The 23,065-nt window shown below is 43.8% G+C and carries 19 protein-coding genes; 7 read left to right on the top strand and 12 right to left on the bottom strand.

Annotated elements, in window-relative coordinates; all coding sequences use genetic code 11:
• Nucleotides 1-551 precede the first annotated feature (551 nt).
• The 3 genes from IGI89_RS10815 to IGI89_RS10805 all read right to left on the bottom strand — a co-directional run bounded on the left by IGI89_RS10815 (nucleotide 552) and on the right by IGI89_RS10805 (nucleotide 3,457).
• Complete coding sequence (locus IGI89_RS10815) at nucleotides 552-1,469, bottom strand: cation diffusion facilitator family transporter (RefSeq protein WP_400451144.1); 918 nt, start codon at nucleotides 1,467-1,469, stop codon at nucleotides 552-554.
• Between the two features lie 175 nt (nucleotides 1,470-1,644).
• Nucleotides 1,645-2,799 carry an LCP family protein gene (locus tag IGI89_RS10810; RefSeq protein WP_034868433.1) on the bottom strand — a complete coding sequence of 385 codons (1,155 nt, stop codon included), beginning with the start codon at nucleotides 2,797-2,799 and terminating at the stop codon, nucleotides 1,645-1,647.
• 193 nt (nucleotides 2,800-2,992) lie between these two features.
• On the bottom strand, nucleotides 2,993-3,457 hold the full coding sequence (locus IGI89_RS10805) for a VOC family protein (protein ID WP_244732108.1): 465 nt from the start codon (nucleotides 3,455-3,457) through the stop codon (nucleotides 2,993-2,995).
• Nucleotides 3,458-3,534: 77 nt separating this feature from the next.
• Between IGI89_RS10805 and IGI89_RS10800 the strand changes: the two genes are divergently transcribed.
• The 5 genes from IGI89_RS10800 (at nucleotide 3,535) to IGI89_RS10780 (ending at nucleotide 9,086) form a co-directional block, all read left to right on the top strand.
• Nucleotides 3,535-4,467 (top strand): helix-turn-helix transcriptional regulator, encoded by a 933-nt coding sequence (locus tag IGI89_RS10800; RefSeq protein ID WP_429969756.1) that lies wholly within the window; start codon nucleotides 3,535-3,537, stop codon nucleotides 4,465-4,467.
• 73 nt (nucleotides 4,468-4,540) lie between these two features.
• Complete coding sequence (locus IGI89_RS10795; RefSeq protein ID WP_016621521.1) at nucleotides 4,541-4,900, top strand: hypothetical protein; 360 nt, start codon at nucleotides 4,541-4,543, stop codon at nucleotides 4,898-4,900.
• A gap of 149 nt (nucleotides 4,901-5,049) precedes the next feature.
• Complete coding sequence (locus IGI89_RS10790) at nucleotides 5,050-5,589, top strand: GNAT family N-acetyltransferase (RefSeq protein WP_429969755.1); 540 nt, start codon at nucleotides 5,050-5,052, stop codon at nucleotides 5,587-5,589.
• A 15-nt stretch (nucleotides 5,590-5,604) separates the two neighbouring features.
• Entirely contained in the window at nucleotides 5,605-7,335 is a 1,731-nt protein-coding gene (locus IGI89_RS10785) for an ABC transporter ATP-binding protein (protein WP_194188374.1), read from the top strand.
• Nucleotides 7,332-9,086 (top strand): ABC transporter ATP-binding protein, encoded by a 1,755-nt coding sequence (locus tag IGI89_RS10780; RefSeq protein ID WP_061054371.1) that lies wholly within the window; start codon nucleotides 7,332-7,334, stop codon nucleotides 9,084-9,086. The genes IGI89_RS10785 and IGI89_RS10780 overlap by 4 nt, the downstream gene beginning before the upstream one ends.
• 69 nt (nucleotides 9,087-9,155) lie before the next feature.
• Here the strand turns inward: IGI89_RS10780 and IGI89_RS10775 are convergent, their stop codons facing one another.
• The 6 genes from IGI89_RS10775 to IGI89_RS10750 all read right to left on the bottom strand — a co-directional run bounded on the left by IGI89_RS10775 (nucleotide 9,156) and on the right by IGI89_RS10750 (nucleotide 15,162).
• On the bottom strand, nucleotides 9,156-9,428 hold the full coding sequence (locus IGI89_RS10775) for a GNAT family N-acetyltransferase (RefSeq protein ID WP_005234932.1): 273 nt from the start codon (nucleotides 9,426-9,428) through the stop codon (nucleotides 9,156-9,158).
• On the bottom strand, nucleotides 9,416-9,694 hold the full coding sequence (locus IGI89_RS10770) for a (4Fe-4S)-binding protein (protein ID WP_008378829.1): 279 nt from the start codon (nucleotides 9,692-9,694) through the stop codon (nucleotides 9,416-9,418). Before IGI89_RS10770 ends, IGI89_RS10775 begins: the two co-directional genes overlap by 13 nt.
• Before the next feature lie 190 nt (nucleotides 9,695-9,884).
• Nucleotides 9,885-12,077 carry an alpha-galactosidase gene (locus IGI89_RS10765; protein WP_429969754.1) on the bottom strand — a complete coding sequence of 731 codons (2,193 nt, stop codon included), beginning with the start codon at nucleotides 12,075-12,077 and terminating at the stop codon, nucleotides 9,885-9,887.
• 40 nt (nucleotides 12,078-12,117) lie between these two features.
• Nucleotides 12,118-12,939 (bottom strand): carbohydrate ABC transporter permease, encoded by an 822-nt coding sequence (locus tag IGI89_RS10760; protein WP_008378833.1) that lies wholly within the window; start codon nucleotides 12,937-12,939, stop codon nucleotides 12,118-12,120.
• The gene (locus IGI89_RS10755; protein WP_438735646.1) at nucleotides 12,936-13,811 is read right to left on the bottom strand and encodes a carbohydrate ABC transporter permease; all 876 of its coding nucleotides are present in this window, start codon (nucleotides 13,809-13,811) and stop codon (nucleotides 12,936-12,938) included. Before IGI89_RS10755 ends, IGI89_RS10760 begins: the two co-directional genes overlap by 4 nt.
• Nucleotides 13,812-13,872: 61 nt before the next feature.
• On the bottom strand, nucleotides 13,873-15,162 hold the full coding sequence (locus tag IGI89_RS10750; RefSeq protein WP_167826785.1) for an ABC transporter substrate-binding protein: 1,290 nt from the start codon (nucleotides 15,160-15,162) through the stop codon (nucleotides 13,873-13,875).
• 168 nt (nucleotides 15,163-15,330) lie between these two features.
• On the opposite strand from IGI89_RS10750, the gene IGI89_RS10745 reads away from it, so the two are divergent.
• Both IGI89_RS10745 and IGI89_RS10740 read left to right on the top strand, forming a co-directional pair.
• Nucleotides 15,331-16,854 (top strand): response regulator transcription factor, encoded by a 1,524-nt coding sequence (locus tag IGI89_RS10745; RefSeq protein ID WP_438735645.1) that lies wholly within the window; start codon nucleotides 15,331-15,333, stop codon nucleotides 16,852-16,854.
• Nucleotides 16,851-18,554 (top strand): sensor histidine kinase, encoded by a 1,704-nt coding sequence (locus IGI89_RS10740; protein ID WP_438735853.1) that lies wholly within the window; start codon nucleotides 16,851-16,853, stop codon nucleotides 18,552-18,554. The genes IGI89_RS10745 and IGI89_RS10740 overlap by 4 nt, the downstream gene beginning before the upstream one ends.
• Before the next feature lie 106 nt (nucleotides 18,555-18,660).
• Here the strand turns inward: IGI89_RS10740 and IGI89_RS10735 are convergent, their stop codons facing one another.
• From IGI89_RS10735 to licT, 3 genes are all read right to left on the bottom strand, one after another.
• Entirely contained in the window at nucleotides 18,661-20,088 is a 1,428-nt protein-coding gene (locus IGI89_RS10735) for a 6-phospho-beta-glucosidase (protein WP_438735644.1), read from the bottom strand.
• 16 nt (nucleotides 20,089-20,104) lie between these two features.
• Nucleotides 20,105-21,976 carry a beta-glucoside-specific PTS transporter subunit IIABC gene (locus IGI89_RS10730; protein ID WP_430607009.1) on the bottom strand — a complete coding sequence of 624 codons (1,872 nt, stop codon included), beginning with the start codon at nucleotides 21,974-21,976 and terminating at the stop codon, nucleotides 20,105-20,107.
• Between the two features lie 116 nt (nucleotides 21,977-22,092).
• Complete coding sequence (gene licT, locus IGI89_RS10725) at nucleotides 22,093-22,929, bottom strand: BglG family transcription antiterminator LicT (RefSeq protein ID WP_438735643.1); 837 nt, start codon at nucleotides 22,927-22,929, stop codon at nucleotides 22,093-22,095.
• Nucleotides 22,930-23,065: the final 136 nt, after the last annotated feature.

The following is a 23,065-nucleotide window of genomic DNA, read 5'->3' as shown; positions in this document are numbered from 1 at the left end:
GTAGCTTTTTTAGTAGTCGCAAATGATCTTTCTATGTACGTACTTTGTGAAAAAACCATTCGGCCTACTTCTAACCTATCATGGATGAAGATGTTCGCAAAGGATTTTGCTTCACAAGCAAAGTAAAAAAACAGTCGTAACAGAATGAATCACCTAAAAATTGCCAGAGATTCAAAGACAATGGGACTATGGCAAACAGGCATGAGTCTCTGTCTTTTATCGATAACCTGCACCATAAATTTGTTGTGATTTACAATGTTACAACTCGGGCAAAAAAATAACTTTAAAAAGAGAACGCTTGCTGTCCTCACTTTATTTTAACAAAAAAACACAAACTTTTGAACAAAAAAACTGTTTACTGCTAAAAAAATAGATAAATCGCTGGATTTTTCCGCTTACAATCTAATTCTTGGTCGTCAGAAAAGCTTATAATTTAGAACAAGCCATTGATCCTTTGTGTTCAATCAACACGAACTCACCACTACCCCAAAAAAAACATTCTTCGGTTGAATGATGAATCACCAGCCGATGAACGCTTCGTATATTCGACTTTAAGAGGTAATTTCCTCACTCTCGATATAGCAATAGACCCGCAGTTCAGGCAAGGCCTGCTTTATTTGCTGCTCAATGGTATCAATAAACGTGCTTGGTTCTTCATCCGGCGCTAGCTTCAAGGTAAGGTCGGCAACGATCAGAAGTTCCTCTGGACTGAGATGAAGGGTTCGTAAATCTTTGATTTGAATGATTGCAGGGTCGGCTAAAATTTGTTTGATCGCCAGTAAATCCGATGCGGATGCCCCTTCGCCAATCAAAAGGCTATAAAATTCTTTGGCTAAAAAGACAGCAGCAGCAATCAACAACAATCCACCTAAAATGCCCCCGAGGGAATCAAATACCGGATTGCCTGTCAAAGCAGTCAATGAGATTCCTACGATGGCGATCGTCACACTACCTAAGGCAAACAAATTTTCCGTGAAGCCTAAAAGCAGATCGGAATCGCGGCTTTCTTTTAAGAAACGGACGAGGGGCTGGTTTTGCTTGTTTTGTTCTTTGACTTCTTGCCATCCCTCTTGTACAGCCGTCACTTCAATAAACAAACTGACAAATAAGATTGCTGCCACCAGCTGGATCTGCTCCACTTCGTGGGTGGGGTCCAACAAATCGCGGCTGGCTTCGACAACAGCTAAAATGCCGCCTCCTAAAAAGACCGTCATTGCGACCACAGTACTAAAAAAATAGGTCGCTCGTCCTTCACCGAACTGATATAGTTCACTGCGTCCTCGCTGTGCTCGGTTTTCACCGATGGCTAGAAGCCCTTGATTGATGCAATCGATCATACTATGAATACTTTCGTTCATTAAAACTGCACTGCCGCTAAGGAAGTACCCAATGGCTTTCATGAGCAACCCTAAGACATGGGTCAACAAGACGATTCTTCGGGCTTTTTGTTCTTGCTGTTTTTCCATCATGGTTCCTCCTTCGGTGTCGGCCTCGCTGCAGTAGGCTGCTTCTTATCTAAAGCATAGCACTGCACTTCTTAGATGAAAACGAAAGTGGCTTGTGACAAAGATTTACCATTTGCTCCCCTCTTGAACGCAAAAAAACCAGGATTTCTCCTGGCTTGCTTCAGATAATTATACTTCATTAATAATTTGAATCTGATCCATACTCCGTGCCATAGCCCGTTCCGTTGTCAGTACCGTACTCGCTGCCATAACCTGTTCCTTGAGACCCGTCGTCGTATCCTGTCTGAGCATCTGTGTTTTGATTTTGGGTACTCTGTTCTTCTGTCTGCTTGCCTAATGCCTTAAGCATGTCGTTTCGGATTTCATTGTAAGAGTAGTCTTGGATGTACACAATGGACTGACCATCGTAAGACTCCCCATCATACCATTCAAAGGTATGACTATTGATTTCAAATCCTGAAATCATATTTCCAGCAAGGGAAACTAAATCTTCAAATTTAAAGTTTGTATTTACGTCATTACTTACAGAATCTAAAATTTCTTGATATTTCGTCACGTTATTAATTTTTAAAGCCTGATGAATTGCTGCTTCAATGACTTCTTGCTGACGATTTCCCCGATCAACATCGGTATCCATTTTTCGAATACGCGCAAAAATCAAAGCTTGCTCACCATTCAACAACTGACGACCTTCCGGAATCAATGTTTCCCCAGAGTTATCTGCGGCATAATCTTGATTTATGTCGTAAGGGACATTTACAGTTACACCACCAATTGCATCAATAATTTTTTTAAAACTTATGAAATTCACATTTACATAGTAATCGATTGGCAATTGCAAATAATTTTGAACGGTTTCGATCGTGGCATCTTCTTCTCCGACTGTATAAGCACTATTGATTTTTGCTGTGGTATAGATTGTACCTGTTCCAGTTCCATCATAGATATTCGTCCAAATATCCCGCGGGATGCTGACCATATCGATTTTTTTATTTTCGCCATCATAAACCATGTAGATCAAACTATCAGTACGTGCACTGTCTAAATGATCTGTTTGTTCACGTTCCTCATCATTATCGACACCCATCAATAAAACACCGAACTTAGAACTTACATCGGATGTTTTGAGTGATCCATCCTCTTTTTCTTTGTTAGAGGTTATCACAGCGGATTCTTTAAACATTTTATCCACTGAATTTTTTGCTGCATAATACGTATAGCCGGCAAATAAAACGATGCCTGCAATGGCGAAAAGAAAGATTCCTCCAATAATCACGCGTTTGTTGCGCGCTTTGTGGGCTCTTTGCTGTTTATATCTCGTCTTTCTATCCATAGTGCCTCCTTCATTTCTCCTGAATTGCTCTCCCCGATTGTACCAGAATTTTTGCGATCCGCCTATTTTTTTAAGAAGTTTTATTCTTTTTCTGTGAAGTCCTTTAAACATTCCTTAAAAATAATTCTGATGATGAAAGAAAGCTGGATAATTAGTCAACTTCTATGGATATTTTATTAAAAAACGATTTATTTCATTCACCCTTTTTTGATGTATCAACTTCTTTTTCGACAGTAAGCTGAATAATTACACCAAATGGATCGCGAACACTTGCATAAAAAAACGCAAACGGATTTTCACTGGGTGCCTGGATCACCTGACTGCCCTTTTCCACTAGTCGTTGATAAAGCTTTTGAGCTGTTTTGGTGTCGTCTATCGTCAAACTCAAGGATAAGTGATTCCCTGCTTGAATGGGCTCCCCTTCGATCAATGGATTGTCAGCTAGCTGCAACTGGAAATCTCCGATTTGTAGGATGGAATGAGAAAGATACTGTTCTTGACCTGCAAGAATCTCCAGCGTTGGATCAAGTTTTTTTTGATATTCTTGGTTGGTGATGGCGAATAAGAGGGTCGCGTCTAATGTTTCCTGATAAAAGTGGATGGCTTCTTGGGCTTTGCCGTCTAAGGTTAAAAATAAAGCGATTTTTGGTTCGATCATTTGTTGGTTCCTCCTTTTCTTGTTACCATAAGTGTAACTGTGAATATTGCCAAAACTTGGCACCATTGGAGAAAGAAATGAAAAAATCAGAACGTTTAACTCAGGAGCTATTGTATTTACAAGGAAAAACCACTTTTCATCTAGCTGATTTGATGAAAACCTTTGCGATTTCAAAACGCACAGCCGTCCGCGATGTCCAATCGTTGGAAGAGCTGGGCTTGCCTCTCGTGGTAGAAACCGGTCGTTATGGCGGCTATCAGATCTTAAAAAATCAACTGACCCCCTTGTACTTTGACAAAAATGAACGTTATACCCTTTTCTTTGCTTTACAGCTCTTACAAAAACTGTCCGATTCTCCTTTTGATCGGAGCTATCAAGGGCTGCGGCGAAAACTTTTGCAGTCTTTTTATCAAGGAGATACCGACTGGTTAGAAAAAATGGAGACGGCGGTTTCGTTTCAAGGGGTGCCTCAATTGACGAGTGCACCGATCCTCTCAGCGCTTTTTTCAGCAATCGTACAAGAACAGGTCATCCAATTTACCTATCAGCGTTATCAAAAAACGTACAAGACCGTACAACCCTATCAGCTGGATTTTCGTGCTGGTTACTGGTATTGTTTGGCCTTTGATTGTCAAAAGCAGGCCTTTCGCCGCTATCGCTGTGATGCAATGCAGGAACTTGCTCCGACTGAAAAAACAGGCTATACCTTGCAGCAGTTAGCTGAAAAACAGCTGCAGCAACAAGTGTTGACACAAACACTGGGCTATCACATCCGCTTTGATCTATCGGCAAAGGAACGCTTGTGGCAAGAAAAATATCCTGATATGGCAGTGGTGGAACGTCCTAGTGAGCTTTGCTTAGAAGGACACATTGCCGACAATGAGCTTGATTTTCTAGCTGACTTTCTCTTGCAATTTGGGCCAACCATCAAAGAAATCGAACCGTTAGCCCTCAAACAGGCGTATACTGAAAAAGTTCGGCGGATGCTGCAGCCATTTACAACTGACTAAGCTTCTTCACGCTGTTCGATGATGGTTGACACTCTGCCTAAAACGATTCTTACTTATAAGGAGTTTTCTACCCATGTTTCTTTTAAATAAAAAAACCTTCCAAGCGTTGGCAGCCCCCTATTTGACGGAAGGAGCTGTGATCGGTTATGCAAAATGGCAGTCCTTCAATGCCATCACCAGCCGTACCCTGCTCGTCTTAGATGATCAGCAATTGACGATTTTGGCATTGAATCTTTTCTCGACAAAAGTCCTGCAGCACAAAATCGTGCCGCTTGCTGAGCTAAAAAAACAGCACAAAGATCCTGTTGTAGGGATGCTCGTCCCGATTCGCTTTACTTATAAAGGGGAAACCTACCGTTTTCAAATGCAGCGAGTGATTTTGCCCTTGGGGGATTGGCAAAAAACCTTTCTTGCCCGCTGGCAGGCGTGGTAAATAGGCAGCAACTGGCAAGTTCTAATTGTAAAAGAAAGAATTTTCATGAAATTTACACTCTTTTACAAGAAAGTTGTTGTATTTTTCTGATAATGTTTTCGGCTATTTCGTTCTATGGTAAGATGTCCCTAAAGAAATGGAGGCTGTCTATGGTATGTATGGAAAGTGAACGGTTAACGATCCGTCCGTTTCAAGAAAGTGATTTTGCCGATACCTTTGCTATTTATCAGCAAGCGGAAGTTTGCCGTTTCTTACTTCATGAGCCTTGGCAGACAGAAACGGCAGCGGCGTCTTTTGCCAAAAAATGTCAACAGCACACCTTGACGGACCAAGCAGGTCTTTCTTTGGCGGTACTACACGATCAAACGGTCATCGGCGATTTGTCGGTGTGGTCTACTGGTCATCCGTCTTCCGTTGAAATCGGCTATGCCTTCCATCCGTCATTTGGCGGACAAGGGTTTGCTCAAGAAGCCTTGAAAGAGTTGTTGGACTGGTTGTTTGCCAGTCAGAAGATCCATCGGGTCCAAGCGACGCTAGATGCCCGCAATCAGGCCTCAGCCAAGCTTTGCCAACGGATTGGATTGCGCCAAGAAGCACATTTTATCCAAGACTGGTGGAACAAGGGGGAATGGACCGATAGTTTGGTTTTTGCCTGTTTAGCCAGTGAATATCCTGCTCATCCGAAATAATTTAGGAGGTTTTTTATGATAAGCTTGTTACGCTACGCCAAGGATTATCGCAAACAGATTATTCTTGGTCCGTTTTTCAAATTTTTAGAAGCGGTGTTTGAATTGGTTCTGCCTTTGCAGATGGCCGCTTTAGTCGATGAGGGCCTACGGCAAAACAATTGGTCGAAGGTCGTTGAAATGACGATCTGGATGATCGTGATGTCCGTGGTGGGGATGATCTGTGCCGTCATCTGTCAGTATTATGCTTCCGTCGCTTCTCAAGGATTCGGGACAGAATTACGCAATCGCTTGATGAAAAAAATCAACACCCTTTCCCATAGCGAACTGAACTTATTCGGTACTGATACGTTGATTACTCGAATGACCAACGACATCAATCAGATGCAGATTGCTTTGGCGATGCTGATTCGGCTGGTGGTCCGGGCACCCTTCTTAAGTATCGGTTCCGTGATTATGGCCTTTGTCATTGATTGGCAAGCTGGCTTGATTTTCCTACTCGTTTTACCGCTCTTTTGTATCGTCTTATTCTGGATCATCGCCAAAACCGTGCCATTGTATAAGAAAGTTCAAGTCCATTTAGATGAGTTGAATGAGCTAGTTAGTCAAAATTTAAGCGGGATTCGGGTGATTCGTGCCTTTGCCCGCACAAAAACGGAAACGAAACGCTTTGATAAGGCAACTGATGATTTAAGTGAGGTCTATTTACGGGTGACAAATCTGTCTGCTTTATTGACGCCTGCCACCACCTTGATCATGAATGTCGGCATTATCGCGTTGTTTTATATCGGTGGATTCAAAGTCAATATAGGCAATTTGCAGCAAGGACAAGTGCTGGCACTGGTCAATTACATGAATCAAATGCTCTTAGCATTGATCGTGGTTTCCAACTTAGTGATCATCTTTACCCGTGCGGCAGCATCAGGTTCACGGATCAACGAAGTTTTAACCACTGAGCCATCGATCGGCGATGAACTTTCAGAAGTCTTTATGGATCAGCCGAAAAACAACGTCGGAGCGATTCGCTTTGAACATGTTGATTTCCGCTTTTCAAAAGAATACGGATTAGCTTTGAAAAACATTGATTTCCAAGTCGCGCCAGGGTCTATTTTAGGTATCACTGGACCAACCGGTAGTGGGAAATCTGCCTTGACCCAATTGATTCCCCGCTTCTACGATGTAGCAGATGGCAAAGTGATCGTTGACGGTCACGATGTGCGGAAATGGCCTTTACAGCAATTACGCCAAAAAATTGCTATGGTGCCTCAAACCGCCGTGCTGTTTACGGGGACGATTCGGGAAAACTTGCAATGGGGCAAAAAAGAGGCCACCGATGAAGAATGCTGGCGCGCCTTAGAGATCGCTCAAAGCCGTGACTTCGTTGAAGCCTTGCCGCAGCAACTGGATACCCCGATTTTTGAAGGTGGCAAGAACTTTTCTGGGGGACAAAAACAACGGTTAACGATCGCCAGAGCGTTGATTGCTAAACCAGATATCTTGATTTTGGATGATTCTCTGAGCGCCCTTGACTATCAAACCGATCTTGATTTGCGGATGGCTTTAAAAGAAAGCATTCGTGGCACGGTCATCATTATCTCTCAACGGGTTCGCTCCATTCAAGACGCGCAGCAGATCTTAGTCTTAGACCAAGGGAATTTGGTAGGCAAAGGGACCCATGAAGAGCTGTTGGCATCTTCAAAAGAATACCAAGAAATCGTCGCATCACAGGCAGAGGAGGAAGAAGCATGAAAAAGAAATCATTCGATTGGTCGGCCTTTCGTCGCTACCTCCCTTATTTAACTGCCTACGCGAAGGAAACTTGGGCAGCAGTTGTCCTCGGGATCGCTGCTGGCGTCTCCTCGGTTTATATGACGTATCAGATTGGTCAAGCCGTCGATCAGCTGATAGGTGCTGATCAAGTGCAATTTAGCACTCTCTATCGTATTTTGCTTCTGTTTGCCGGAGTGGTTTTAGTGACTGTGGTCAGTCAATGGTTGATCCAGCGACTGGGCAACCGCGTGGCGTATTTATCTGTCGCCGATTTGCGCAAAAAAGGTTTTGCGCATCTCAATACATTGCCTTTGCGCTATTATGACCAAAACTCCCACGGCAACATCGTCAGTCGTTTTACCAATGACATGGATAATATTTCCATTGCCGTCGCTGCAGTCTTTAACCAGCTGTTTTCTGGTATTTCGGTCGTCTTGATCGCCTTAGTCGTCATGCTGCAAATGAGTGTGCCCTTAACGTTGGTCGTATTGGTTTCGACCCCGATCATCTTTTTGGTCAACTGGATCGTGGCACGAACGTCACAATCGCATTTTGCTCGCCAACAAGAAATCGTCGGCGAAATTTCTGGCTTTGTTACGGAAATGATTGGCAATCAAAAAATCGTCAAAGCCTTTGATCGAGAAACCATCAACCAAAACCGTTTTGAAACGATCAACCAAGAATTGAATGTCCGGGGGCAAAAGGCACAGTTTTCTTCTTCTTTGACCAATCCCCTTTCACGATTCGTCGATCATTTGGCGTATCTGTCAGTCGGCTTTGTCGGCGGTCTGCTTTACTTTTCTGGTTCAGGTGCTGTCACGGTTGGGATGATTTCCAGCTTTACGATCTACTCCAGTCAGTTTTCGAAACCATTCATTGAATTGTCAGGAATTACGACCCAGATCCAAACGGCATTGGCTGGACTTTCAAGAACCTTTGAGCTGTTGGATCAAGAACCAGAAACAGCCGATGACCAAGAATCTCAATCACTGGGTGAGATCAAAGGCGAGATTGCCTTTGAGGAGGTGTCTTTTGCTTATGATCCTGGTCAAAAATTGATCGAAGATTTCACTTTTACTGCAAAACCTGGAGAAACCGTCGCGATCGTCGGAAAAACCGGTGCCGGTAAATCGACGTTGGTCAATTTGTTGATGCGTTTCTATGATGTTGATAAAGGCGCGATCAAGATCGATGGCACCGATATTCGTCAGTTGAAACGAGAAGAATTACGGCAAAGCTTCGGAATGGTCTTGCAAGATACATGGCTCTTTGATGCCTCTTTACGAGAAAACTTGCAATACGGAAATGACACTGCCACAGATGAAGAAATCTATGATGCCCTAAAGCATGCCTATATGTATGAATATGTGATGCGCTTACCAGAAACACTAGATACACCGATCGGTCATCAAGGCATCAAGATCTCTGACGGACAACGACAGCTATTGACGATTGCCCGCACGATGATCAGTAACCCACCCATGCTGATTTTGGATGAAGCAACCAGTTCGGTTGATACTCTGACTGAGAAAAAAATCCAAGATGCCTTTTTGAAAATGATGGAAGGCAAAACCAGCTTTGTGATCGCCCATCGGTTATCAACGATTCGAGCAGCAGACAAGATCCTTGTAATGGATGCCGGTCAAATCGTGGAGCAAGGAACCCATGAAGAATTACTGGCAGAACAAGGCTATTACTATCGCCTGTACCATGCTCAATTCCAACATTGATCAGTCATACAACAACCCCCACCACCTCAAAGAGAGACTCTTGAGGTGGCGGGGGTTGTTTTGGTTGATTTATTGGTTCCAAACATCGGCATATTCTGGTTTGCGTTCAAATTCTTTTTTGGCAAAGGGACACAAAGGAATGATTTTCTTTTGTTCTTTGCGGGCTTTTTCCACCCCTTTTGCCACTAATTTTTCGGCGAGTCCTTGTCCCCGATAAGCAGGATCGACAAAGGTATGATCAATGATCATACGCGTTTCACCGGCTTTTGACCACGTCATTTCACCAATTTCTTTGTCACCGTCTTTTAACACAAATCGAGCATTTTCTTCTAAGATTTCCATGATTGTTCCTCCTTTAACACATACTTTAATGCACCGCTTGGACAGGTATGGATCACTTGTGCCGCTTGGGCTGCTTCCCCATTATCAGGAATCACCCAGGGACGCCGTCCAACTTCAAAAATGGCGGGATTGCCCCGCACACAATTACCGCTGTGGGTGCAGATCTCTTTGTTGTAATAAATATCGATCGCTTCACCACGATACTTCCGATATCCTGCAGCAATCAACCCTTCTTCTGTTTCATTCGCTAGTGGCTGTTCGTCCATGTTGAACACCCTCCTCTTACTGATTGTCAGAAGCAAACTGCCTGCCTCCTCCTTCATCATACGACTTCTCGAGAAAAAAATAAATCATTTGTTCTAAAATAGCCTCTCAGTTGCCGATCATTAGCCAAAAGCTTACGGCAGCACAATAAAGCGTCCCGTCAAAGCAGCATGTTTTGACGGGACGCTTTTTTCATTTGTGGGGCACTTTTGCAACAAAATGAAACCGCTGCGTGGCGTAATCCCCGGCTAAATGAGGATCTATATACAACCCGAGTTGCATCAATTCATCGCCACCGAAGCTCTCTCCCCCGCTTTGATAGGTGAGGTCAGGATCAAGACCAGCCAGCTTTAAAGTAACCAATGGTGCAGAGGCTTCGGCTAAGACTCGGAAGTAAAAGACGATCGCTTCTTTTTTATCTGGAGAAACATACAGCCAGGCGGCGTCATTGCCTTCATAAGGGCTGAGCAGTCGAACAAAGCGGCCCAACTGCAGCAGGCGCCGATGTTTTTTATAAAAAGTGATTTGTTCTTTGATTTGCGCTTTTTCTTCTTCTGTCAGCTGTGTTAAGTCAAGCTCATAGCCCAGCAAGCCAGACATCGCAGCATTGCCGCGAATCGCTAGATCCGTTGCCCGTTGGGTCTGATGGTTCGGGATCGCTGAGACATGCGCACCCATGGTGGATGGCGGATAGACCAGACTGGTACCGTACTGGATCTTCAAGCGGGCGATGGCGTCGGTGTTGTCGCTGGTCCAAATCTGCGGCATATAATACAAGAAACCGGCATCAAAGCGCCCGCCGCCGCCAGAACAGCCTTCAAACAGGATCGTCGGATAGGCAGTGGTCAGTTTCTCGAGGAACTCGTACAAGCCCAGCAGATAGCGATGTGCGACCTCCCCTTGCTGGGCAGGATCGAGGAGCAAGGAATAGACATCCGACAGACTGCGGTTCATGTCCCATTTGATATAGTCGATGGCAACCGTATCAAACAGTTGGGTTAACTGCTGATAGAGATGGTCTCTGACATCTTGTCGAGAAAAGTCCAACACATACTGACTGCGGCTAAGCGCTGGCTTGCGATTTGGTACTTGTAACAGCCAATCGGGGTGTTGTCGGTTCAGTTCACTGTCACCCGAAACCATTTCTGGTTCCAGCCAAAGCCCGAATTGCAGCCCTTTGTCATGGACTTTTTGGGCAAATCCTGCCAAGCCAGAAGCTAGCTTGCCTTCGTTTTCAAACCAATCGCCTAATGAGGTTTGGTCATCTTCTCGCTGACCAAACCAGCCGTCATCCAAAACAAACAGTTCGATTCCCAGCTCCTTCGCTTCATCAACGAGGGCATCCAGTTTTTCTTCATTGAAATCAAAGTACGTTGCTTCCCAGTTATTGATCAGGATCGGCCGTTCTTGCTTTTTGTATTTGCCCCGAATCAAATGCTCATCATAAAAGTCATGATAGGTGGCTGACAGCTGGTTCAAGCCAGCCTCACTATAAGCAATCATGGCTTCTGGGGCTTGAAAGCTTTCAGTTGGCGGCAATTGCCAGGCAAATTGATGGCTGTTGATCCCCATTATCACACGAGTCTGATGGTAAGGATCTTTTTCGATGATAATTTCATGGTTGCCACTATACAGCAAACTAAAACCAAAACATTCCCCAGCAAACTCCGTAGCATTAGGTTCCAGTATGACGGCAAAGGGATTTTGCTGATGGCTACTGGAACCACGCTTGCTGTCCAAACGCTTGATGCCGCGATTGATTGGTTCTCGGGTGACTTGGCGTTCTTTCGCCCATGCCCCCGGCAAGTGGATCAAATCAAAGGGACGGTTAGGAAAATCGAGCGCTTGACTCGCCAACTGCTCGATCGTAACAGGCTGGTTTCCGTGGTTGATTACTTTACTTGAGCGGACGATCACTGCCGCATCCTCAAAAATCGTGTAAAACAGCTGTAGTTCGAGTCCCGCTACATCATCTTTTAAGGACAGAATCAGTGTTTCGATCCCGTCGTCGGCACCATGGGTCTGAGGCAATCCTGCTAGGGCGGGTTTGCCTTGTTGAATCTGGTAATCACTAAAGACAAAATGGCTGACTCGGCTACCGTTAGACTGGCGAATCCTATAAGCTGCTTCTCGAAAATCTCCGAAGCCGTTGCCAGGAAATTCCATCATCAAGGTGTCTAATGAGAAAAGTCGGTCGCTGCTGTCTGGGGGATTGGGCGAAAAGGACCGATCAAGACGTGGATAACGATAGCCGCCAGAATAATGAGCGATTTTTTTTCCAAAATAAAGGTGTGCCACATTGCCCCCTTCTTCTATTTGTATGAGATAGCTGATTTGATCGTTGCTTAAATGAAAGACGTTTAATTGTTTGTCAAAAAGAATCATATCGTACCCTCTACTTTATAATTGTTCGCTGATGCCCCGCTTATTTCACGGATCCCAGCATACCTTGGACAAATTGTTTTTGTAAAACGAAGAAAATGATGGCCGTTGGCAGTGTGGCGATCACAATGCCGCACATCATCATGCCATAATCAGGTGTATAAGAAGCACCCATAGCCGAAAGAACCAGTGGAACGGTCCGTTTGTCTGGTGATTGCAAGGCAACTAATGGCCACAAATAATTGTTCCAGCTGCCCATAAACGTAATGATCGCGGCAGCTGCATAAGTATTTTTAGCCGTTGGCATGTAGACTCTAAAGAAAATACTCAGTTCATTCAAGCCATCGATCCGAGCAGCTTCGACTAATTCTCTAGGGAATGCCTTGATGTTTTGGCGGAAAAAGAAAATCAAAAAGGCGGTACAGACCGAGGGCAAAATCACGACAGCGAAGGTATTGATCCCGATTGGTGTGCCGCTAAGCTTGCTGAACATCCGATATAACGGGATCATTAGAGCGGCAAAAGGTACCATCATCGACAGCAACAGAATATTAAAGATACGGTCTTTGGTTTTCGTCCGATAGATCTCAAAGCCATACCCTGCCATGGAGGAGAACAACAGTGCAAAGAAGGTCGTAATCACGGCAATCACCGCTGAGTTTCCTAATGCCCGAGTAAAATTCAAATCGGAAGAAAAAAGATTTTGGAAGTTGATGACCAACTGATCCCCAATCATGATTTTCCCGGCAACGATATCAAAGGTTTGATTGGTCATCCCTAGGATCATCCAAACAAATGGAAAAATAGAGATGAAAGCCAAAATCGCCAGAAAGACGTATTTTAAAGTGAGTGAGATTGTTTTCAATTTTCTTTTCCTCCTATTTTCGTTTGGATGATCGATAAAATCACGATTGCAATCACGATAACAAAGGAGACCGCAGCGGCATACCCAAAGTTTGGCGTGAATTTGTAACTTAAATTGTAGATGTATTGTGACAAGGTCGTCGTAGCATTGGCTGGTCCACCGCCAGTAATATTTTGAACTTCATCGAATAATTGCAGCGTACCGATCGTTGAAGTGATCGTGGTAAATAGGATGATTGGACGCAAGTTGGGAATCGTGATTTTGAAGAATTGATCCCATTTTGAAGCGCCATCGATCTCTGCCGCTTCATAAATACTTGGATCGATATTCTGCATGCCTGAGATGAAAAAGATCATATTGTAGCCGGTCCAACGCCACGTGATGGCAAAAATAATCAATACTTTTGCCCAGAAGGGGTCCGTCAACCATTGGATCGGTGCATCGATCAGATGTAGCTGCGTCAAAAAGTTATTGACTAACCCATTTGCCGAAAAGAGACTTTTCATAATCAAGGAATAAGAAACCAAGGATGTGATACAGGGTAAAAACAAAGCAGTGCGGAACAGCCCTTTAAATTTCAATTTTTTGTCATTCAATATGTTCGATACGATCAGCGCCAAAAAGAGCATGATCGGAACTTGGACTAATAAGTATAAAAACGTATTGCCAAAGGCTTTTTTAAAGGTTGAGTCGCTCAACATCCGCTGATAGTTGCCAAGACTGTTAAAGGTCATCGCTGTCGGTGGTCCTGATTGGAATGACGTGAACAATGCCGAGACCATCGGAATAAAGACCAGCATCGTGATCAAAATGACGGGTAAGGTAATAAAGGCATTGCCGTTTGCAAACCAATTTTTTGTTTTGTTTTTCATTGTAATTCCCCCTTAATACAGAAACTCGCGATCGCTCACGAGTTTCTGCAAAGTTGTTCGATTAGTTTGCAATTTGTGCTTCCACTTGTGATTGTGCTTCTTCTAATACTTTGTCGATGTCTTCGCCGTTGATCACTCGTTGCAAGCTTTCAGTCAAGACAGATTCAATGGCATAGGTGTGATTGCCGTAGTTCACGGCTGGAATTTCTTGTGACCATTGAGAGAAATCTTGGAAGACTTTTTGACCGCCATAGAAATCAAGCCCCGACGTATATTCTTCCGTTTCTTCTGCAGCATTCATGGTTGAAACCAAACCGATCTCGGTAGCTAATGTACCCATCAATTCTTTATTTGAAGCAAAGGTATTGGCTAAAAAGTCTTTGGCATTTTCTTCACCGTCAACCCCTTTGATCACGTACCAGCCTGCTCCGCCGATGCTGGAAGCATTGACTGAATTGCTGTCGCCAGCGATAGATGGGATTGGAGCGATCGCCCATTTGCCGCTTTGGTCTTCCGCGCCTTGAATCGTGCTGGAATACCACGCACCAGTTGGCGCAGAAGCGACATTCCCCGATTGAACGGCATTGACCCCGCCATCCCAATCAGAAACTTGTTCAACTAAGCCTTCATTCAACAATGTTGCTAAGACAGTTAGACCGGCTTTGAAGGATTCATTGTCTTTGATGGTCACAGTGGAGCCATCTTCACCGGTATACCATTCGCCTGCCGATTGCATAATGATTCGTGCCAAGCCAAGATCGCTTGGGTCTAACGACATCATAGCGTGACCCGTTTTTTCTTTGACATCTTTGGCAATACTGATAAAATCATCCCAAGTAATATCTTCGAGATCCGCTTGCTCATAGCCTGCATCGGTTAAATAATCTGTGCGGTAAAATAGTCCTGCGACGCCACTGTCAAATGGCACCCCATAAATGACATCGTCGACTTTATTGACCGCAAATTTATAGCTGGAGAAATCCTCCTCATTCACGATATCCGTTAGATCACTAAACGCATCTGGATAAGAAGAAAGGTACCCTTGGATGCGGTAGTCTTCGATCAAGACGATATTTGGCAGTCCGTCCGTATTTCCTGATGCCAGACTAGTATTTAATTTTTGGACGATATCATCTTGCGACATCGTCACAACTTCCACATCGACATCTTGATTTTCATACACTTTTTTGGCTTCATTGACTGCCTTGATGTTGAAGGTCTCATCCCATGCCCAGACCGTGACTTTGTTTGAGGACTCGCCGGAATCCCCAGAGCTTGTGTTGCTGTTTCCGCAAGCCGCCAAAGTCAGCACTGCAGCCGCCGTTACCATCGATGCAAGTAGTTTTTTCATTTTTATCCCTCTTTCCTTTTATTTACAAGGCTAACTATACACTGATTTTGTAACCGTATTCAATGATTATGAAAGAGCTTACTAAATTTGTCCAAAAATAGAAAAAAGTTACAATACCTTTCTTTTTTGAAAGCGTTTATAATAAAGAAGAGATATAGGGGGGATACCATGACTATTTTACGCACGGTCTTAGTCGTTGATGATGAGGCAACGATCCGAGATGGATTGAAACATATGATACGTTGGGAGCAAGAAGGGTTCCGTCTCTTAGGCGATGCAGCGAACGGGCAAGAAGCATTGGCGCTGATCCATGAACTGAATCCCGACATCGTGATCACGGATTTGAAAATGCCACAAATGGACGGTCTTCAACTCACAACGATCATTCAACAACAATATCCAGAAGTCCATTTTTTGGTCTTGAGCAGCTACGATGATTTCCAATACGTCAGTCAGTCTTTTAGAAATGGTGCCGTAGATTATCTTTTAAAACCGACACTGACACCGACACTCTTGTTGAAGACGCTGCACAACATCTCACAAAAGCTGTCACATACAAAAGGCTCCGTGACTGAGGAGACGCAGCTGCAAGAATCGTTGAATCGCTATTTAGCAGGGTATGAAGAACCGTTGGCTCCTTTGGCGGACTACCTTGCATTAGATCAGTCGCAACAGCAAGCCCAAATTTTGACCACCAATTTTAGTGGCTTTCGTGCCAATGATCAGCTGCTACATGCATTAACGGAATTTACTCAATCACAACCGCAGGTAAAGACGCTCTTTTTTCAAACCAGTAACAAAGATGCCGGCTTAGTGATCAGTTATCCAGAAGGAACGGATGTTTATTCCTCTTTGAAAGAAACGTTGGAACAATTGCGTTTTACCGAGCCAGACGCCTTCTTTACTCTCAGTGTGCCCTTTCAAAAGATTGAACAGTTGCGGGACCATTTTGTGACCCTTAAAGCCAAAAGCCACGGACAATCGTTTTTTTATAAACGACAACGGTTGGTGCCAGAACAAGAACTCTTTTTGTACATTGAAAGTGATCGCTTTGATACGAAGAAGTTCTTACGGGCTTTGTTAGACAACAACTTTTTATTAGGAATCACCAGAATTGAGGAATATTTTAATGACATGATCTTATCCAATGTCGATCCGACATTCTTAAAACAGCAGGCCAGCAGTATTTTTTACACGTTACTGTCCCGCTTGGAAGAAGAATTTCCCACTGCTCCACGCTTTAGCCGCTTAAAAGCTGAATTTTTGCACGCTATCGGTCACGTGCAGTATTTGGAAGATTTTTCTGATTTATTGTTAGCGACCATCGATGATATTCGTCAACAGCTGACGACATTATCACCGCTGGATGAAGATGATCTACTCGTTGCGATCCAGCGCTTTATTCAAGACAACTACACCAAAAGTCTGTCTTTGTCTGAACTGGCTGAAACCTTTCATTTTAGTTACACCTATCTTTCGGCTTTTCTTTCTGCAAAACTGAAAATGAGCTTTTCTGAGTACGTTAAGAAAACCCGTTTGGATAAAGCCAAAGAACTGCTGACACAATCTGATCTGAATCTATCTGAAATCAGTGAAGCGGTCGGGTATTCGGATATCAGCTATTTTTCTCGTATCTTTAAGAAAGAATGTCAGGTCACCCCATCGAAGTATCGGCGGTTGAATCAATTATGAAAATCAACCAATGGATTCAGAAAAATGAATTATTCAGTCGGATCTTCCTCTTTGTTGTCGTCGGGGTCATTAGTGTTTGTCTGCTAACCGTCGTCGTGATCTATGGTCGCTCGAAAGATGCCTATGTCGCTTCGTACCAGAATTCCAATCAGCTGCTACTGGAAAAAATCCAAGAAGATTATGAGCGTCTGAACGAGAATATCCATCGGATTTTTGACATCATCGATGAAAGCAAAGCCGTTGAAACATACTTAGAAGGCGACATGAATCAAGGCCGTACGATTTTAGAATTAAACGAGCAATTAAAAGACACCCGCTCTTTGTTTCAAGACATCCCCTCAAATTTAGTGTTGATTGGGGTCAATGGGGGTACTTTTTTTCAAAACGATGCGGTTCGCAATCAATCGGTGGATGATTTTCTCGCCAGTACCTTTATCCAGCAAATCAATGACAATGACGCCATCAGTCAGTATTATTTCTTGGACCAAGGCTTAAGTACCTCCACCAGCGACTCCCCCGGCTTGATGTACGTGCGCAAATTGATGAAAGAAGAAACGATTTTCGGCTATGCCCTGATTTTCTTAAAGGAATCCGATTTTTCTTCAATTTATCGTCAACTCTTAGATACCAGTCTTCACTCGATCTATATCGTCAATGAACAAAATCAAATTCTCTCCACTTCTGATCCGAGCCTTTTAGGCAAGCCGTTTGAAGATCATCTCGTCACGGTCAAAAGAGATACTAGCATCAATCAGCTGCCCCTTTATTCGTATCATTTTACTTTTTACGATGTTTTGGATGAATCGCATCTAGTACGCAATATGAATCTGATCAAGCCAGCTCTTTTGATTTCTGTCGTCAGTATTTTACTTTTTAGTCTGCTGGCATTTTGGATCATCCGCAACATCACCCAACCGATTTATCAGCTGATTGCCAAGCTGCCTGCGGTCACACAAGGCGATTTCAGCGACAAGGTTACCATCAACGGGACATACGAAACGCGAGAATTGGGGCGTGCGTATAACTTGATGCTAGAGGACTTGGAATCTTATGTCGATCATTTAATGGTTACAGAAGCCGAAAAACGCAAGTTCGAGATCCGCTCGTTGCAAATGCAGATCCAACCGCATTTTGTCTACAACACATTGACTGCCATCAAGTTTTTGATCTGGCAAAACGAACAAGAAGCCGCCACCCAAGCGATTGAAAGCTTTGTCCAATTGTTGCGGCACACCTTTAACCGCAAAGAGATCGTCCCCTTAAAGGATGAGCTAGCGATCGTGGAAGAATACCTCGTTTTAATGAACGTACGTTACGGCAATCGCATCCAGTCAACGATTTTTTCAGAAGATGGCTGCGAAGATATTCTCGTACCGAAGATGATTTTGCAACCGATTATTGAAAATGCCTACTTGCATGCCTTTCCCGAAGAGGATTCAGGATTGATCCAGATTTTTTCTCGTGTCAGTAAGGAAGGCCTGAAAATTGAGATCATCGATACGGGCATCGGGTTCAATGAAGAGCACCCAACCAGCTCCGCCAACCATTTTGAACACTATTCGGGTATTGGCTTGGACAATATTGATCAGCGTATCAAGCTGCTCTATGGGGAAAAATACGGATTGACTGTAGAATCACGCATCAACGAAGGAACCACCGTTCGCTTGCTGCTGCCGATCCAGCGGGAGGAAGCAGAATAATTTCTTTCATTAAATAAGAAAAACGCCAACTGAACCAGGCTGCTTCCATGAGCAGTTCTGTTCCGCTGGCGTTTCTTTCCTTAATGATAATCGTTAATTAACTGGCTTAAGCCAAATCTTCCCCATTTGTGGCAATCACTTTTTTGTACCAATAAAAGGATTGCTTTTTGCTGCGGGCTAATGTGCCATTGCCTTCATTGTCGCGATCGACATAGATATAGCCATAGCGTTTCTTCATTTCTCCGGTTCCTGCAGAAACCAAATCGATACAGCCCCATGAAGTATAGCCCAACAGTTCCACACCGTCTTGGTCAATCGCTTCTTTCATCGCAGCGATATGCGCACGTAGATAGTCGATGCGATACACATCATTGATTTTTCCATCTTCGTTTGGCGTATCCACCGCTCCTAGACCGTTTTCGACGATGAAAAGCGGCTTTTGGTAACGATCATAGAGATCATTCATCGTGATTCGCAAACCAAGCGGATCAATCTGCCAGCCCCATTCTGACGCTTCTAAATACGGGTTTTTAATGGTCGGGAACAAGTTGCCTTCCGTTTTCTCAACACCGGAATCTTCTGAAGCAGCAACCCGAGAGGCATAGTATGAAAAGGAAATAAAATCGACGGTATGGGCTTTTAATAAAGCCGCATCTTCGGCGGTTCGTTCCAAAGTGATTCCTTTATCAGCTAGCATCTTCAAACCATAATTTGGATATTCTCCTCGCGATTGCACATCGATAAAGAAATAGTTGCCGCGATCGCTTTTTTTGCTTTCCCAGACATCTTTCGGATTGCAGCTGTAAGGATAATAACTAGCCGCAGCCAGCATACAGCCAACTTTATTTTCTGGATCGATCTCGTGGGCGATTTTTGTTGCCAACGCACTTGCGACTAATTCATGATGAGCAGCTTGGTATTTAATTTGTTCTTCATTTTCGCCTTCAGCAAAGGTCAGCCCAGCACCGAGAAATGGGGCATGCAAAATCATATTAATTTCGTTAAAGGTCAGCCAGTACTTCACCAATCCTTTGTATCGAGTGAAGATCGCTCGACAAAGGTTTTCATAAAAGGTGATCATCTTACGGTTGCGCCAACCGCCATATTCTTTGATCAAATGGATCGGACAGTCAAAATGAGTGATCGTCACCAAGGGTTCGATTTGGTATTTCCGGCACTCTAAAAAAAGTTCTTCATAAAAGCGCAAGCCTTCTTCATTAGGGGTTTCTTCATCCCCCTTCGGAAAAATTCTTGACCAAGCAATCGATAAACGATAGGTTTTAAAGCCCATCTCCGCAAACAAGGCGATATCTTCTTTGAAATGATGGTACATATCGATCGCTTCTTTGGCTGGATAGAAATACCCTTCTTCAAAAGCAAGCATCTCACGCTTGCCGGTAATAACTGCTCGGCGGTCCTTGCCAGTCGGAATTACATCGACATTGGCAAGCCCACGCCCGCCTTGATTAAACCCGCCTTCACATTGATTGGCGGCTGTTGCACCGCCCCATAAAAAGTTTTCTGGAAATCCCATGTCTTATTCTCCTTTTTTAGCCGATCACTTTGATGATTTGATCGCCAAACGTAATCGGGCCACTGTTAGCCGTCAAAATGTCCCCCACTTCAGTACTGTTGGTGATAACGATCGGCGTGATTACTGGATAGCCTTTTTCTTTAATAAATTCAATATCAAACGTAATCAATGGATCCCCGACTGTCACTTTTTGCCCTTTTTCTACTTGATAGGCATAGCCTTCACCATTTAATTGCACTGTATCGATCCCCACGTGGATCAATAGTTCAATGCCTTCCTCACTGGTCAAGCCAATAGCATGTTTTGAATCAAAGACTGCTGTGACAGTCCCGTTTACTGGAGCTAGCACTTCTCCGACGGTTGGCTCAATCGCTACCCCTTGGCCAAGAATCTCTTCCGAAAACATGCCGTCATTGACTGCTTGCAAGCTTTTTAGTTCCCCTTTTAAAGGTGCTTTGATCTCTGCGCCGCTGATTTGATGTGCGGGTTCTTGCGCTTTGTCTGTCGGTGTTGCTTCAGGTGCTTCTTCTGTGACAGGGTCTTTGTATAAGAATAATGTCGCAATAAATGTGATCACGATACTGATTGCCGCACCGATACAAGCATTGGTCAAATGACGTAAGGTGTCATCGCCGATATAGCTTGGCAAAGTCAACAGGCCTGGTGATCCGCCTGAGAAATTGCGGACACGCATGATTCCCATAAATAGACCACCAAATCCGCCACCGATCATTGCTGCATACAAGGGTGTTTTAAACCGCAAATTGACCCCATACAACGCCGGTTCAGTAATGCCGAATAGCCCAGTCAGACCAGCAGAAAATGCCAGTTGTTTGATCGTAGAATCTTTTGATTTAAAACCAACGCCGATAGCTGCAGCTCCCTGACTGACGTTTGAAGCCAGCATGCCAGGGTAGATCACTGTGTCATAACCTGTGGTCATCCGGTTGTTGATACCGATAGGAACCAATCCATAGTGGGTACCAGTTGCCACGAACAATGGTGTGAAGGCGCCAATCAGTAATGGAACGATCCATGGGCTAACCGTTTCTAAGGCTTGGATCCCTGTAGAGATCGCTTCACTGATCATGTAGCCTAGAGGGCCTAAAGCAACTAATGCTACTGTCCCTACGACGAAGATCGTTAGCAACGGTTTGCTGAAGAATTTGATTGCTTTTGGCGAGACTTTATCGGCGATCGGTTCAACGTAAGACATAAACCAAACACTCAAGATGATTGGGATAACCGATGATGAATAACTCACTGGTGAAATCGGCAAGCCGAATAAATGGATGCCGCCGCCTGCCTCATTGACTGCTGTCACCATCGCGATAAAGTTCGGATGGAGTAAAATCCCCCCTACCATCATAGCTAAATACATATTGGCTTTGAATTTTTGTGCAGAAGAAGCAGCCAGCAAAATCGGCAAGAAGTAGAACGCCGCATCCGCCATAAAGTTTAATATTTGGTAACTTTGACTCTCTGCCGTCAAGACATTGAAGACCACTAGCAATGAAAGAACCGCTTTTAGCATCCCAGCTGCCGTGATGGCTGGTAATATTGGAGTGAAGATCCCGGTGATCGTATCGATGACTTTCGCAACACGTCCGCGATCGTCTTCTGCTGTTTCTTGGTCACTGTTTAAATTGGTTTGGGCAGTGATTTCGTTGTAGACATTGCCAACATCACTGCCGATGATTACTTGGTATTGCCCACCTTTATTGACCACACCCATGATCCCTGGTGTATGTTTTAAAGTACTTTCTTGGGGTTTGCTATCATCTTTCAAGTTGAAGCGCAAGCGTGTCGCACAATGGGTCAAGCTTTGGATATTTTCTTCCCCACCAACATTGGTGATGATCGTTTTTGCTAACTCTTTGTAATTCATGTCGTTCCTCCTATTTTGGTCTTTCGCTTGTTTTTTGTGTGTCAAACCATAAAAAAATACCTAAACAAACCCCTTGGGAGTTCATTTAGGTATAGCCTGCCAATCCAGTAACAATCCTAAGCACTTGTTATTCGTTTGATGTGTATAGTTAAATAGATCAATTCGTCTTCTTCTAACGGTCTACCGAATTCTTTGTTGATGTAGTCACTGATTTTCAACGCACACGCATATTCCTTCATGTAGCGGTCTTTCAACATAAAAATAAAACTGCCGGTTCCTGCATCATCGAGCTTTGTACCGCTGAATAAGCGCTGGACAAAAAATTTCAAATGGGTCACAAAGCGTTCGTAGTTCAATGAATACTCATCAAGCTCCATTGAAAAATGATATTTGACGATGTTTAGGATATGCTGAATGATCTTCGCCATTTCCGATACTTGACTGACCTGCGCCATATCCAACTCAGCATTGACAATGTGCAGAGCAATGAAGCCGGCTTCATCTTCCGGCAGCTCGATCGCCAAGCGATTTTTAATGATCGATAACGCTTCTTTGCCAATGAGGTATTCATGGTTATAAAACCGCTTGATCTCCCATAGCAAGGCATTTTTAATTTCCATGCCGTTTTGATAGCGCTCGATAGCATAATTGATATGATCGGTCAGCGTCAGAAACAATTTTTCGCTCAACTTTTTCCCAAGGGAAACTTTTGCAAAACTGATGATCTCATTCGCTGCTTGAATATGTTCGATAGGGATAGAAGAAAGTAATTGGGTTAGTTTTGTGACATTCCACTCTTGTGTACTGAGATAGACTTTTTCAATCTTGGTATCGTCGATCGCATCGCCCGGCTTTTTCTTAAAGCCTAAGCCTTTGCCCATGGCGACCAATTCTTGTTTTTCCTCATTCTCAGAAATCACAATGTTGTTATTGATCACTTTTGTTACGTTCATTTTAACGACCCTATTCTTCTTTAGATTTCTTCACACAAAAAAATAGGTATAGCCCGCCTAAAGCGGTAACAATCCTCAGAGCCAGTGTAGCATGAGAAAAATCACTCGTCAATGGGGATTTTCAACCGCTTGTTTA

Origin of the sequence: Enterococcus sp. AZ141 (assembly GCF_051714385.1) — a bacterium.
In the GTDB taxonomy this organism is placed as follows: domain Bacteria; phylum Bacillota; class Bacilli; order Lactobacillales; family Enterococcaceae; genus Enterococcus_D; species Enterococcus_D entomosocium.
The sequence above is the reverse complement of the archived record's forward strand: the minus strand, read 5'-3'. Positions and strand labels throughout refer to the sequence as shown.